Raw genomic sequence first — 14,172 nt, 5'->3', positions numbered from 1 at the left:
GGGGGAGGGGGAGGTGTCGCCCCCCCCCCACTCCCGGGGGGGGGGGGGGGGGGGGGGGGGGGGGGGGATACCCCGGGCTTGCGGCGGAAGCAAGCCCTTCGCCTGGCGCTTCTCCCCTCCGGGGAGAGGGTCGTGGTGAGGGGCCAAGCTTGCGGCGAAAGCAAGCCCTTCGCCTGGCGCCTCTCCCCTCCGGGGAGAGGGTCGGGGTGAGGGGCCAAGCTTGCGGGGAAGCAGGAGCCCTTTGCTTATTTCTCGATATCGCCTGCGGCGATATCGAGCACCATCACGATCGCATCCTCGCGTCCCTCTTTCGCCGGGTAATAGCGCGGACGGCGCCCGATCTCGCGAAAGCCTTCCGACTCGTACAGGGTCTTGGCCAGCGGATTCGACGGCCGCACTTCCAGGAACACGCGCTGCGCGCCGCTCCAGCGCGACACGTCCAGCAGCCGCACCAGCAGGTGCCGGCCCAGGCCACGGCCGCGGTATGCGTCGGCGATGCAGATGTTGAGCACGTGCGCCTCGCCCGCGCCCACCGACAGGATGCCGTAGCCGGCCAGGTCCTCGTCCACGCACAACACCCAGCACGGATGCCCCGCCTTGAGGCAGTCGGCGAAGATGCCCCGCGTCCACGGGAAATCGTAGGAAGCCTGTTCCACCGCCGCGACCCCATCCAGGTCGTCCATGCGCATCAGGCGCATGTGGCTGGCCGGGCGGGCGACCGCGACCATGCTGGCTAGTGCCCCGCCGCGGCCAGGCTGCGGCGCAGGGTCCGCAGCGCGATCCACAGCCGCCGCTTGGCCGAGGACTCGCCCAGCAGGCGCAGCGGCTCATCCACCAGCACGATCTGCGCCTGGGCAGTGACCTGCATGGGCAGGCTGCGCCCCAGCGCATGCGCCTGCGCCTCGCCGCAGGCGAGGTAGGCGCGCGCCTGCGGCACCGCGATTTCCGCCGCGCCCGGCTGCACCCGCACGCGCGCGGCGCGCGCCAGGGCAGCGCCGCTGCTGATGAGGGCGCGCCCCAGCAGGTCCAGTTCGCGCGCACCGCAGACCGCCGGCAGCAGCACCACGCAGTCGGCATGGGCGCCGGCTGCGGTGGGCGCCTCGTCCATCGTTGCCGCTTCGCCGCCCCCTGCCCCGTGCCTGCGTTGCCACGGCGTCAGGCCAAGCGCACGCAGCACGCGGGCGCGGTGTCCGGCGGCGGAGCGCTCCGCGGCCGACGCGTTCACGCCGCGCCTCCGCGCCGCCCGCGTCTACGGTGCGCAGCCAGCCCCCACACGGTCAGCACCGGGCCGGACAGCAGGTAGATCGTGAAACCGGCCAGCAGCACGCGCGGCGGATCGAGGTAGAGCAGCACCAGGATCAGTAGCGCCGCCACGATCCAGCCGAACGGCACGCGCTGGCGGTCGCCCAGCGGCAGCGACTTGAAGCTGAAATAGCGGAAGCGGCTGACCATCAGCAGGCCGGCGATCACCGCGATCCACGGCGTGATGAAGCACAGCTCGGCGCCCGACACTTCCCACTTGTCCATGCTCCACACGAAGGACATGCACACCGCCGCCGCGGCCGGGCTGGCCAGCCCCTGGAAGTAGCGCTTGTCGGCGACGCCCACCTGGGTGTTGAAGCGCGCCAGCCGCAGCGCGGCGCAGGCAGCGTAGATAAAGGCGGCGGCCCAACCCAGCTTGCCCCACAGCGGCCCGAAATCGCGCAGCGCGGACAGCGACCACGTGTACAGCACCAGCGCCGGCGCCAGGCCGAAGCTCACCAGGTCCGACAGCGAGTCGTACTGCACGCCGAACTCGCTCTGCGTGCCGGTGAGCCGCGCCACCCGCCCGTCCATGCCGTCCAGCAGCGCGGCGATGAACACCGCCACCGCCGCGTCGCCGTAATGGCCGCCGATGCTGGCGATGATCGCGTAGAAGCCGGCGAACATCGCCCCGGTGGTGAACAGGTTCGGCAACAGGTAGATGCCGCGATGCCGGGGCGGGCGTACGGGCAGGGTTTCGCTCATGAATCGGAACCGTGACGGAATGCGCGCAGTTTAGAGCCTCATGGCCGCCACCGCATGCCCTGCCCCGTGCCCGCCATGCCGGCAAGGATGTGATCCCGATCAGGCTCTGGCCCATTGCCGGCTTGAGTCCCGGCCACGCGGGAGTTCTACTAGGGCACCTGTACGGGGTGGGGAACCCCGGCCAACCGAGCCTCCGGAGAATTCCATGTCGCGTTCGCTGATTGCCGTGGCGCTGCTGCTGGTCGCCCCGCTGCTTGCCGCCCAGCAGATCTACAAGTGGACGGACGCCAAGGGCACGGTGCACTACTCGCAGTCCGCCCCGCCGGAAGGCACCCGCTTCCAGCAGGTGAAGCTGACCGGCGGCGTGGAAGCTCCCGTCGGTACGACCGAGCAACCGAGGGTCGAAAACACGCCGCCGCCGGCCGATACGCCCGCCCCGACACCGATGACCGATACCCCGGCCAACCGCGCCAAACTGTGCGCCACGCTGAAGTCCAACCTCGCCACCTTGCAGGGCACCGGCCCGGTGGTGATGCAGCAGGGCGGCAAGCCTGCCGTGCTCAGCGACGACCAGCGCAAGCAGCAGGTCGCCACGGCGAATGCGCAGTTTCAGCAGTATTGCTCGGGGCAATAGGGGGCAAAGGCTTCGCATGCAGGGAGCGGCCCTGAAGCTCCGCCCTTGCCCATTTGCGCAACCGTCAAGACGGTTGCGCGACGTTATAATCCGGTTCTTTCAACGCCGGAAACCGCCTGCATGCGCCTCAGCCAATTCCATCTGGCCACCGTCAAGGAAGTGCCCGCCGACGCGGAGATCGCCAGCCACCAGCTGATGCTGCGCGCGGGCATGATCCGCAGGCTCGCCTCCGGCCTGTACACTTGGTCGCCGCTGGGCCTGCGCGTGCTGCGCAAGGTGGAAAGCGTGGTGCGCGAGGAAATGGACCGCGCCGGCGCCATCGAAATGCTGATGCCCACGATCCAGCCGAGGGAATTGTGGGAAGAAACCGGCCGCTGGGCGAAATTCGGTCCGCAGTTGCTGAAGATCAAGGATCGCAAGGAGCAGGAATTCTGCTATGCGCCCACCGCGGAGGAAGTAATCACCGATTACGCCCGCAACGAACTCAACAGCTACAAGCAGCTCCCGGTCAATTTCTACCAGATCCAGACCAAGTTCCGCGACGAGATACGCCCCCGTTTCGGCGTGATGCGCGCGCGTGAATTCCTGATGAAGGACGCGTATTCCTTCCATCTGACGGCGGATTCGCTGGCCGCCACCTATCAGGCGATGTACGACGCCTACTCGCGCATTTTCACCCGGCTCGGCCTGCGATTCCGGGCGGTACAGGCCGATACCGGCGCAATCGGCGGCAATGCCAGCCACGAATTCCAGGTGCTGGCCGATTCCGGCGAGGACGCGATCGCGTTTTCCGACGGCTCCGATTACGCGGCGAATATCGAAAAGGCCGAGGCGCTCGCGCCGGATGCCGCGCGCCCTGCCCCTGGCGCCGAATTGCGGCGCGTGGACACGCCCAGCCAGAAAACCATCGAGGAAGTCAGCGCCTTCCTCAAGGTGTCGCCCGCGCAATGCGTGAAGACCCTGCTGGTGAAGGGCCGCGATGGCCTGGTGGCGCTGTGCCTGCGCGGCGACCACGAGCTCAACGAGATCAAGGCCGGCAAGCTGGCGGAACTGCCCGACGAATTCGCGCTCGCGAGCGAGGAGGACATCCTCGCCGCCACCGGCACCCGCCCCGGCTTCATCGGTCCGGCAGGCCTGCCGGGCGCGATCCCGGTGATCGTGGACCGCAGCGCGGCCATGCTGGCCGACTTCGTCTGCGGCGGCAACCAGGACGGCACCCATCACACCGGCGCGAACTGGGAACGCGACGCGCGCATCACCCGCATCGAGGACCTCCGCCAGGTGGTCGAGGGCGACCCCTCGCCCGACGGCCACGGCACGCTGCACCTGGCCCGCGGCATCGAGGTGGGCCACGTGTTCCAGCTCGGCAGCAGGTACGCCGAGGCGCTGGAAGCCACCGTGCTGGACGACCAGGGCAAGGCCCAGGTGATGCTGATGGGCTGCTACGGCATCGGCATCAGCCGCATCGTGGCGGCCGCGATCGAGCAGTGCCACGACGACGCCGGCATCGTGTGGCCGGAGTCCATGGCGCCGTGGCGCATCGCGGTATGCGTGATCAATCCCAAGGGCAACCCGGAAATCGCGGCCGCCGCCGAATCGCTGTATTCGGAGCTTGCGTCGCGCGGCATCGAAACCGTGCTGGACGACCGCGGCCTGCGCCCCGGTGCGATGTTCGCGGACATGGAACTGATCGGCGTTCCGCACCGCGTGGTGGTCAGCGAGCGCGGCCTTGCCGCCGGCACGCTGGAATATCGCGCCCGCAACGAAGCGGAAAGCCGCGCGGTGACCCGGGACGAATTGCTCGGCCTGCTCGGCTGAAATCCGCCGCCATCGACCACGACCAAGGCCGCCATGGGCGGCCTTTGTTTTGGAGCAATGGCACTGCATGACAGATGGATTATGTGGACTGCGCCACGCCCATTCCGAATCGATGCCATTGCTGCAATGGTTATTTACCAAAAGCCTGCTTTGCATGTGCAAGTCATTTAGGTAAGAATGGCTCCCGCACCGGAAATGCCACGCGCCGTGCACGCACATCCGGGCTATACATAATTCCCTCGTTACCGGAGTCTTTTATGGCCATCGATATCAAGAATCTTAACCACAATCAGCTCAACGACCTGATCACCAAGGCGCAGTCGCGCCAGGGCGAATTGCGCAAGGAAAAAGTCGGCAAGTTGCGCGAGAAGATCCATGCGCTGATCAAGGCCGAGGGTTACACCTTCGACGACATTTTCGGCGGCGCCCGCGCCAAGCGCCGCAGCGGCGGTACCGTGGCTCCGAAGTACCGCAATCCGGCGAATGCCGAGCAAACCTGGTCCGGCCGCGGCAAGCGCCCGCGCTGGTTCAACGACGCCCTGAAGGCCGGCAAGAAGGAAAAAGACCTGCTGATCTGACCGATCCGGGCGATCCGGGCGATCGTGCACGATCGCCCGGATCACACAGGGGGCCACCCGTGGCCACGCTTTTCGCAACACACTCCCGTCACGAAAACGCCGACCCCGTGGTCGGCGTTTTTTTGCGACGACCGGAAACATGTCGCCGAAAAATCCGCCGTCTTCCCAGGTCTGTTCGACCGGAATCTCCCGGAATATTTCCCCACATGAAAAAGGGCGCGAACCGGTCCGGCGGATGGTGTCCCGCAATCGGGCGAACGGAATCCGGTCAATCCGCCATGCGCGGAATTACAGGGACCGCCGCGGCGACACCAGCAATTCGCCGAACAGCAGCCCGGCCACCAGCGATACCAGCAGGGTGAGCAGCAGCAGCGCCGTGTTCATGCCTACCTCAGTGTCGCGCTCCAGCAGGAAGGAGATGCTGCGGAAGCCCACGCTGCCCGGCACCAGCAGCAGGATGCCGGGTTCGCGGATCACCGCGCCCGGCCGCTGCCAGATCCGCGCATAGATGTTCGCCAGCGCGCTGACCAGAAAGCCGCCCACGAACACCCCGAACGGCGCGGACGGCAGGCCGCGGGACAGCTCGCCGCCCCAGCGCGTGGCCACGTAGCCGGCGATCACCGCCACGATCACCGCCGGCCAGTCGCGCCGCGCCGCGCGGAACAGCAGCGCGAACGCCACCGCCGCCACCAGCAAGGCCGGCCAGTCGGTCCAGCCCGGCAGCGGCGGCAGGTCGAAATCCCGCGCGTGGATGTCGAACGCGGCGCAGACCTGGGTGGCCGCCACCGTGCCGAACACGAGCTTCAGCAGCGTCGCCATGGCGCCACCGAGGCGCGCCATGCCGGAGACCAGGTGCCCGCTGGAAACCTCGCGCACCGCGGTGGTGAGCGACATGCCCGGCACCAGCACGATCAGCGCGGCCAGCACCACCGACTTGATCGCCAGCGGCACCACGAACGCGCTCACCAGTATCGCCACCGCGGTCGCCACGATCGCGCATATCGCATCGCTGGCCACCGCCAGCCGGGGCCGCGTGGCGGACAGCACGGTGATGCCGCCGATCAGCACGCCGATCACGCCAGCCACCACCAGGTCCACCCAGGAGCTGTGCAGGAACAGCGCCGCGATGCTGGCGGCCGACAGGCCGTAGCTGAGCACCGTCTTGACCTTCGCCCGGCGAGTGTCCGGCGCGCCCAGCGCGCGCAGCAGGCGGAACCCCTCGCGCAGCTCCAGCTCGCCCGCGATCACCCGGTCCGCGATGTCGTCCGCCTCGCACAGGCGCGCCAGGTTCACGTCGCCCGGCGCCAGGCGCATCACCTGGGTGGTCTGCGCCATGCCGTCGTCGCCCTGGCTGAGGTCGACGAAGGAAATGATGATCGCGGTGGGGCTGGACCATACGTCGGCCTGCAGCCCCAGCCGCTGCGCGGAGCGGCCGACCGCCATCTCCAGCCGCGGCGCCGAGGTGCCGTACTGGTGCAGGCGCCGCGCCAGTTCCAGCAGGAACGCGATGCGCGTGTTCACCGGGGCGGCGGTGGAAGGCTGGACCCCTGCGACCGGAGCGGTCATGCGCGCAGCCGGTCGGCTGCTCGACGTCGCCGCGGGTTACGCGGAGGCATCGGACGGGCTCCAGGCACGCACCCTGAGCGTGGTGCCTTCGACGGCCACCACTTCCACGGTGCTGCCCTGCGGCAGGTCCGGCCCGCTGACCAGCCACTGGCCGTCGCCCACGCGCACCTTGCCGCGGCCGTTGACGATGGCCTCGGTCAACTCGTAGCGCTCGCCTATCATCTGTTCGGCCCGGCGGTTGAGCCGCTCGCCGCCGGGCGTGCGCCGCTCGATCCGCGGCCGCAGCCAGCGCGCATAGGCCACGCAGGCGGCCAGCGCCAGCACCGCGAACAGCACGGCCTGCACCAGCATGCCCATGCCGGGAACCACCCACAGCAGCACGCCCATCGCGGCGGCGGCGATGCCTATCCACAGCAGGAAGTAGCCGGGCGCCATCACCTCGCCGGCAATCAGCAGCACGGCGAGGATCCACCACAGGTAATGCGTTGCAATCTGTCCGAGCATGAGAGGCATCCAGTGATTTCACGCGCCGCTCCCGCTGGGCGGGAGCGGCTGGAAACGCGCGTCAGCGCGGCAGTTGGGGGGCGCCCTTGGTGGCCGCCTGCTGCTGGCCCAGCGACTCCTTGGCGAGTTCGGCGATGCCCGCCATCGCGCCGATCACGCCGGTGGCCTCGATGGGCAGCAGCAGCATCTTCTGGTTCGGCGACGCCGCCATCGCCTTCAGCGCATCCACGTAGTTGTTCGCCACGAAGTAATTCAGCGCATTGATGTTGCCGCCGGCGATCGCGTCGGAAACCATGGTGGTGGCCTTGGCCTCCGCCTCGGCGGTGCGCTCGCGCGCCTCGGCGGCGCGGAACGCCGCCTCCTTCTCGCCTTCGGCGGCAAGGATCACCGACTGCTTGGCGCCCTCGGCCTTGAGGATCGCCGCCTGGCGCAGGCCCTCGGCGTCGAGGATGTTCGCGCGCTTCTCGCGTTCGGCCTTCATCTGGCGCGCCATCGCGTCGACCAGGTCGCGCGGCGGGGCGATGTCCTTGATCTCGATCCGGTTGACCTTGACGCCCCACGGGTGCGTCGCCTCGTCCACCACGCGCAGCAGCTTGGCGTTGATCGCGTCGCGCTGGCTGAGGCTCTCGTCCAGGTCCAGCGAGCCGAGCACGGTGCGGATGTTGGTCATGATCAGCGCCAGCGTGGCCTCCTCCAGCTGGGCCACCTCGTAGGCTGCCTTGGCCGCGTCCAGCACCTGGTAGAACACCACGCCGTCCACGCGCACCACCGCGTTGTCCTTGGTGATGACGTCCTGCGAGGGTACGTCCAGCACCTGCTCCATCATGTTCATCTTGCGCCCCACCGACTGGTAGATCGGGATCAGCAGGTGCAGCCCGGGCGTGAGCGTGCGCGTGTACTTGCCGAAGGTCTCCACCGTCCACTCGAAACCCTGCGGCACGATGCGCACCATCTTGAGCAGCGTGACGACCACCAGCACCACGATGACCAAGGCGAGAATCTGTCCCATGCTCCCCACTCCTTTCACGTTGAAGTCCGCAGTATAGGCGAGCGCGCAAGCGCTGGCCGGCCCGCGCGGGATCGCCCCGGACACGTCGCACGCCGCACCGGGACGAAGCCGTCGGGGCTGTCGACAAATGCGACGCGGTGGAATATGTATGACATCTGTCAAGCCGCATGCGTACTGCAAGGAGTCGAGGTGCCCGATGGATCGTAGATATTGGCGGGGTTTCGTTTGCACCGTTTTCGCCACGGCCGGGGGCGCCGCCATGGCAGCCGCAGCCGGGAGCCCGCCGCCCGGGGCAGGCACCCCGCCGCGCCCGGCTTCGGCACCTGCCCACTACGCCGACTGGCCCGCGATCAAGAGCCCGTACCCGGCCGACCCGGCGCTGGACGCGCGCGTGGCGAAGATCGTGGCCGGCATGACGCTGGCGCAGAAGGTCGGGCAGATGACCCAGGCCGAGATCAAGTCGATCACCCCGGACGAGGTGCGCCGGTACTACATCGGCTCGGTGCTGAACGGCGGCGGCTCCTGGCCGCACACCAACAAGCACGCCGGCATCCGTGACTGGCTGCAGCTCGCCGATGCCTACCACGACGCCTCGATGGGCACCGACATGGCGGTGAAGATCCCCATCATCTGGGGCATCGACGCGGTGCACGGCGACAGCAACCTGTTCGGCGCCACCCAGTTCCCGCACAACATCGGCCTCGGCGCCGCCCACGACGTGGAACTGGTGCGCGAGATCGGCGCGGCCACCGCGAAGGCGGTGCGCGCCACCGGGGTGAACTGGGCGTTCGCGCCCACCGTCGCGGTGGCGGAGAACCCGCGCTGGGGCCGCAGCTACGAGAGCTTCTCCACCGACCCCGCCCTGGTGCACGACTACGCGAGCGCCTACGTGCAAGGCCTGCAGGGCGACTTCGGGCCGCACAAGGTGCTGGCCACCGCCAAGCACTTCATCGGCGACGGCTCCACCTTCAACGGCAAGGACCAGGGCGAGTCGCGGGTCGACCAGGCCACCATGATCAACGTGCACGGCGCGGGCTATTACGGCGCGCTGGCCGCGGGCGTGCAGAGCGTGATGGTGAGCTACAACAGCTGGAACGACCTGGCCGGCCACGTCGACTACGGCAAGCTGAGCGGCGCGCGGGCGCTGGTCACCGGGGCGCTGAAGGACAAGATGGGCTTCGACGGCCTGGTGGTGTCGGACTGGAACGCGATCGGCCAGTTGCCCGGCTGCACCAACGCGAGCTGCCCGCAGGCGGTCAACGCCGGCATCGACATGATGATGGTGCCGGACGACTGGAAGGCCTTCATCGCCAACACCATGCGCCAGGTGAAGGACGGCGAGATCCCGATGGCGCGCATCGACGACGCCGTCAGCCGCATCGTCCGCGTCAAGCTGCGCATGGGCCTGTTCGACGGCAAGCGGCCTTCGCAACTGGCCGGCGCCGGCGACGCAGCCCTGCTGCAGGACCGCGCCCTGGCGCGGCGCGCGGTGCGCGAGTCGCTGGTGCTGCTGAAGAACAACCACGACGTGCTGCCGCTCAAGCGCGGCATGAAGATCCTGGTGGTGGGCAAGAGCGCGGACAGCCTGCCGAACCAGAGCGGCGGCTGGTCGCTGACCTGGCAGGGCACGGACAACACGAACGCCGACTTCCCCAACGGCGAGACCATCCTCGCCGGCCTGCGCGAGGCGGACGGCGACGCGGACATCAGCTACAGCGCCACGGCGCAGGGCGTGGACTTCAAGGCCTATGACGCGATCGTGGCGGTGATCGGCGAGACCCCGTACGCGGAGATGATGGGCGACATCGCCGCGGCGGCCACGCTGCGCCACAGCGACCGCTACCCCGAGGACCTGGCCGTGCTGAAGGCCGCGGCCGCCGCGCACAAGCCGGTGGTGACGGTGTTCGTGGCGGGGCGTCCGCTGTTCGTCAACGACCTGCTCAACCTCTCCGATGCGTTCGTCGCCGCATGGCTGCCCGGCACCGAAGGCGGCGGCGTGGCCGACGTGCTGTTCGCCCGCACCGACGGCAAGGGCCGCGACAACTTTCGCGGCACGCTGGCCATGCCCTGGCCCGGCGTGCCCTGCCCCGCGGTGAACAATGACGGCATCACCACGCCGCCGTTGTTCGCGCCGGGCTACGGCCTGCGCTATCCCGGCCACCGCGAGGTGCCGGTGCTGCCCACCCACTCCGAAACCACGGCCTGCGCCAAGCTCGAACAGGTGGCGGTGTTCCACACGCTGGCGGTTGCGCCGTACGCCCTGTATCTCGCGGGCGCCGACGCGGCGCAGACCCCGCACGAGCTGGGCAACGACCTCAACGGCGTCACCGAATGGCCCGCCGGCCATCCGCTGCTGCGCGTGCGCACCGTGCAGGTGAACACCCAGCAGGACGCCAAGCAGGTCACCTGGCTGGCGCCCGCCCGCTTCTTCGCGCGCAGCGCGCAGCCCGCCGACCTCGCGCCCATGCTGGCCAGCCACGGCGCGCTGCAGTTCGACCTGCGCATCGACACGCCCGCCACCGCGCCGGTCGCCCTGGTCATGGGCTGCGGCAAGGATTGCTCCGCCAGCATCGACGTCACGCAACGCTTCGCCGGCTACGCCACCGGGCAGCGCCAGAGCGTGTCCATTCCGCTGGCATGTTTCGCCAGCCGCGGCGCGAACCTCGCGCACGTGGACATGCCGTTCGGCGTGGTGGCCGCGCCGCCGTTCGCCGCGGCATTCGCCAACGTGCGCATCGTCGCGGCCGCCGGGGCGAAAGGCGCCGACGCGAACTGCCCGGGCTCCGGCACTCCGTGAGCCCGCGAGCCTTCCCGACTCGCCATGACGACCACGCCAGGGACGGCGCGCGCCATGGATGAGGGAAGGGGAGTTTCGGCCAGGGCGGTGGTCGCGGCCGCTGCCTTGCTGAGCCTTGTCGTCCTGGTGGTGCAATGGGCCTCGCGCCGGCACGAGCCGGTGGAGGCCGCGCTGGTGGCCCTGATCCAGCCGCCGCCGCCCACGGTGCGGCTGTGGCTCTCCACGGCCGACCGCCGCCTGCAGCTGGCGCGCCAGCCCGACATTCCGCTGGACACCACGCCGCCCACGCCGGACGACCTCACCGTGGACCTCGGCAGGCGCTACCAGACCCTGACCGGCTTCGGCGCCGCGATGACCGACTCCTCCGCGTGGCTGATCGAGAACAAGCTCAACGCCACGCAGCGCGAAAGTTTCCTGGAGGAGATGTTCGGGCCGCCGCCGGGGCTGAACCTCAACATGGCGCGCCTGAGCATCGGCGCCTCCGATTTCTCACGGCAGCACTACACGCTGGACGACATGCCCGCGGGCCAGACCGACCCGCAGCTGGAACACTTCAACGTCGCCGCGAACCTGCCGGACGTGATCCCGGTGATGCAGCAGGTGCTGTCGATCAACCCCGACCTGCTGATCATCGCCACGCCGTGGAGCGCGCCGGCGTGGATGAAGAGCAGTGCGAACCTGATCGGCGGCGCGCTGCTGGGGCAGTACGAAAGCACGTACGCGGACTACCTCGTGCGCTACGTCGACACCTACCGCCGCTACGGCATCCCCATCTTCGCGCTCACGGTGCAGAACGAGCCGGGCTTCGTGCCGCAGACCTACCCCGGCATGGAAATGCCGGTGGACACGCGTACCCGCATCATCGGCCAGTACCTCGGCCCCGCGCTGGCGCGGCGCCGGCCGCAGACCGTGGTCCTCGGCTGGGACCACAACTGGGACGAGCCACAGCAACCGCTGGCCGAACTCGCCGACGAAACCGCCGCGCCCTACATCGCCGGCGTGGCCTGGCACTGCTACCGCGGCGATCCCTCGGCGCAGACCCCGGTGCACCGGGCGTATCCGCGCAAGGACGCCTACATCACCGAATGCTCGGGCGGCGACTGGGAGTCCGCGAAGAACGGCGAACTGATGTGGTTCGCGCGCGACCTGCTGCTGGGCGGCCTGCGCAACTGGGCGCGCGGCGTCGTCTACTGGAACCTCGCGCTGGACCAGGACTACGGCCCGCATGCCGGCGGCTGCGACAACTGCAAGGGCATGGTGGTCATCGACTCGCGCACCGGCGCGATCACCCGCAACGACGAGTACTACGCGTTCGCGCACTACAGCCGCTTCGCCCTGCCCGGCGCCGCCCGGGTGTGGTCCACCGCGAACGGCAAGGGCATCGCGAACGTGGCGTTCCAGAACGCCGACGATGGCTCGGTGGTGCTGGTGGTGGTGAACAGCGGCACCAAGGCGCACGCCATTGCCGTGCACCAGGGCAGCGTGCATTTCCGCTACGAAATGCCGGCGCAGAGCGTGGCCACCTTCGTGTGGCAGCCCGGGCACGACGACGATGCCGACAACGGCGCGGCGGACACCGACACCCCATGAGGCACGGCCCGCGGTAGTCTGGGCAGACGCGCCGCGTGCGCTCCACCGCGTCTACCCGGGAGGATCATCGATGCGACTCGTTTCCGCCTTGTTCCGCCGCCTGCTGCCCGCAGCCCTGCTGCTCGCCGGCGCCATCGCCCTGCCCCTGCATGCGGAAACGCCGGCAAACGCATCGCGTCCCAAGGTCGTCGTGATCAGCCTGGACGCGTTCGGCGCGAACAGCCTGCACGACCCCTACCTGCCAGCCCCCACGCTGAAGGCGCTGATGAAGCGCGGCGCGTATGCCGCCTCGATGACGCCGATCAATCCCACCATCACCTGGCCCAACCACACCGCGATGGTCACCGGCGTCGACGCCAGCCGGCACCACGTGCTGCTCAACGGACTGGTCGTCGGACAGCGCGCCAGCACGCCGCCGCACATCGAGATGTGGGTGCCCAAGTCGCGCCTGGTCGCCGCGCCCACGGTCTACGACGCGGCGCACAAGGCCGGCCTCGTCACGGCCGAGGTGGACTGGGTGGCGATCCAGAACGCATCCGGCATCAACTGGTCGTTCTTCGAAAAGCCCGACCCCGACGGCCCCATCGCACGCGACCTGATCGAACAGGGCGTGGTCAGCCGCGACGATCTCGTACGCTTCGGCGAGCCCTCGCAGGCCTGGCGCGACCTGGTCTACACCCGCGCCGCCGTCGACATCATCCGCAAGCACCACCCCGACCTGCTGTTGCTGCACCTGCTGTCGCTGGACAGCATCGAGCACGAAACCGGCTACGGCAACGATTCGGGCCGCAACACCATCGCCTTCCTCGACGACCGCGTGCGGGAAGTCATCGACGCGGTGCGCGCCGCCGGCGACTACGACCGCACCACCTTCCTCATCGTCTCCGACCATGGCCAGCGCAGCCTGCACCACTGGCTGCACGCCGACGTGCTGCTGAAACAAGCCGGCCTGCAGGAAGCCGCCGCCGCGCAACCCGGCTACAGCGTGCCGGAAGGCGGCTTTGCCCTCGTCTACCAGGCGCATGCCACCGCGGCGTCGATCGCGAAACTCAAGAAGCTCTTCACCGGCCAGCCCGGCGTCGCCGCCGCACTCACCCCCGACGAGGCCGCACGGCAAGGCTGGCCCACGCCGGCCAAAACCGACCAGGCGCCGGACCTGCTGCTCTACGCCGCTGACGGCTACGCCTTTCGCGAAGCCGACGGCAACGGCCGCGACTTCGCCACGCCCACCTCGGAACACGGCGCGCATGGCTATCCGAACACCGATCCGCTGATGCACGCCATCTTCATCGCGGCGGGCCATGGCATCCGGCCGGTTGGCGAAATCCCGGCCTTCCCCAACGTGGACGTCGCGGCCACCATCGCGAGCTTGCTGGGGTTGTCGATGGGGGACATACAGGGGAGGCCGTTGGTGGATATCCTGGAGGGGGATCGCTTGGCGAAGTGAGGCATCGGGGATGCGGTTTGCCTTGGTTTTGTCCTGGGTGACGTTCCGTGTCCGGTCGCTTGTGTTGCTGCACAACGCAGCACTTGTTGAAGTGGTTCCGTGAGTCTGCCGGCGCCCGGGCCGCTTTCTCCTTGCGTGCACGGATCAAAGCGGTTTCGTGCGCCCTGTGGGCGCCCGAGTCACTTTTCTCTTGCGTGGCCAAGAGAAAAGTAACCCAAAGAG

At 68.9% G+C, this 14,172-nt stretch carries 12 protein-coding genes; 6 read left to right on the top strand and 6 right to left on the bottom strand.

Features of this window, described 5'->3' with window-relative positions; genetic code table 11:
• Positions 1-245: 245 nt before the first annotated feature.
• From rimI to PCA_RS04300, 3 genes are read right to left on the bottom strand one after another with little or no spacing between them, the layout of a single operon-like run.
• Positions 246-728 carry a ribosomal protein S18-alanine N-acetyltransferase gene (gene rimI, locus PCA_RS04310; protein ID WP_181301360.1) on the bottom strand — a complete coding sequence of 161 codons (483 nt, stop codon included), beginning with the start codon at positions 726-728 and terminating at the stop codon, positions 246-248.
• 5 nt (positions 729-733) lie between these two features.
• Positions 734-1,225, bottom strand: a complete 492-nt coding sequence (locus tag PCA_RS04305) for a hypothetical protein (protein ID WP_181301358.1) — start codon at positions 1,223-1,225, stop codon at positions 734-736.
• The gene (locus tag PCA_RS04300; protein WP_181301356.1) at positions 1,222-2,007 is read right to left on the bottom strand and encodes a phosphatidylcholine/phosphatidylserine synthase; all 786 of its coding nucleotides are present in this window, start codon (positions 2,005-2,007) and stop codon (positions 1,222-1,224) included. Before PCA_RS04300 ends, PCA_RS04305 begins: the two co-directional genes overlap by 4 nt.
• 205 nt (positions 2,008-2,212) lie before the next feature.
• Between PCA_RS04300 and PCA_RS04295 the strand changes: the two genes are divergently transcribed.
• The 3 genes from PCA_RS04295 to PCA_RS04285 all read left to right on the top strand — a co-directional run bounded on the left by PCA_RS04295 (position 2,213) and on the right by PCA_RS04285 (position 5,037).
• Entirely contained in the window at positions 2,213-2,641 is a 429-nt protein-coding gene (locus tag PCA_RS04295) for a DUF4124 domain-containing protein (protein WP_181301354.1), read from the top strand.
• 120 nt (positions 2,642-2,761) lie between these two features.
• Positions 2,762-4,459, top strand: a complete 1,698-nt coding sequence (locus PCA_RS04290) for a proline--tRNA ligase (protein WP_181301352.1) — start codon at positions 2,762-2,764, stop codon at positions 4,457-4,459.
• A gap of 257 nt (positions 4,460-4,716) precedes the next feature.
• Positions 4,717-5,037: an H-NS histone family protein gene (locus tag PCA_RS04285; protein ID WP_181301350.1), complete on the top strand. Its 321-nt coding sequence runs from the start codon at positions 4,717-4,719 to the stop codon at positions 5,035-5,037.
• Between the two features lie 288 nt (positions 5,038-5,325).
• On the opposite strand, the gene PCA_RS04280 is transcribed toward PCA_RS04285, so the two are convergent.
• The 3 genes from PCA_RS04280 to PCA_RS04270 all read right to left on the bottom strand — a co-directional run bounded on the left by PCA_RS04280 (position 5,326) and on the right by PCA_RS04270 (position 8,116).
• The gene (locus PCA_RS04280) at positions 5,326-6,603 is read right to left on the bottom strand and encodes a threonine/serine exporter family protein (protein WP_181301348.1); all 1,278 of its coding nucleotides are present in this window, start codon (positions 6,601-6,603) and stop codon (positions 5,326-5,328) included.
• Between the two features lie 36 nt (positions 6,604-6,639).
• A complete protein-coding gene (locus tag PCA_RS04275; protein ID WP_181301346.1) occupies positions 6,640-7,107 on the bottom strand; it encodes an NfeD family protein in 468 nt (155 codons plus the stop codon).
• A 61-nt stretch (positions 7,108-7,168) separates the two neighbouring features.
• Entirely contained in the window at positions 7,169-8,116 is a 948-nt protein-coding gene (locus tag PCA_RS04270) for an SPFH domain-containing protein (protein WP_181301344.1), read from the bottom strand.
• Positions 8,117-8,375: 259 nt separating this feature from the next.
• Here PCA_RS04270 and PCA_RS04265 point away from each other — a divergent pair, with 259 nt between their 5' ends.
• The 3 genes from PCA_RS04265 to PCA_RS04255 all read left to right on the top strand — a co-directional run bounded on the left by PCA_RS04265 (position 8,376) and on the right by PCA_RS04255 (position 13,950).
• Positions 8,376-10,913, top strand: coding sequence for a glycoside hydrolase family 3 protein (locus PCA_RS04265; RefSeq protein ID WP_181301342.1), 2,538 nt, complete (start codon positions 8,376-8,378; stop codon positions 10,911-10,913).
• A gap of 54 nt (positions 10,914-10,967) precedes the next feature.
• Positions 10,968-12,503, top strand: a complete 1,536-nt coding sequence (locus tag PCA_RS04260; protein ID WP_181301340.1) for a glycoside hydrolase family 30 beta sandwich domain-containing protein — start codon at positions 10,968-10,970, stop codon at positions 12,501-12,503.
• 70 nt (positions 12,504-12,573) lie between these two features.
• Positions 12,574-13,950: an alkaline phosphatase family protein gene (locus PCA_RS04255; RefSeq protein WP_181301339.1), complete on the top strand. Its 1,377-nt coding sequence runs from the start codon at positions 12,574-12,576 to the stop codon at positions 13,948-13,950.
• The last annotated feature ends 222 nt before the right edge of the window (positions 13,951-14,172 follow it).

The organism is Rhodanobacter sp. PCA2, from assembly GCF_013620825.1.
Classification (GTDB): domain Bacteria; phylum Pseudomonadota; class Gammaproteobacteria; order Xanthomonadales; family Rhodanobacteraceae; genus Rhodanobacter_A.
The sequence above is the reverse complement of the archived record's forward strand: the minus strand, read 5'-3'. Positions and strand labels throughout refer to the sequence as shown.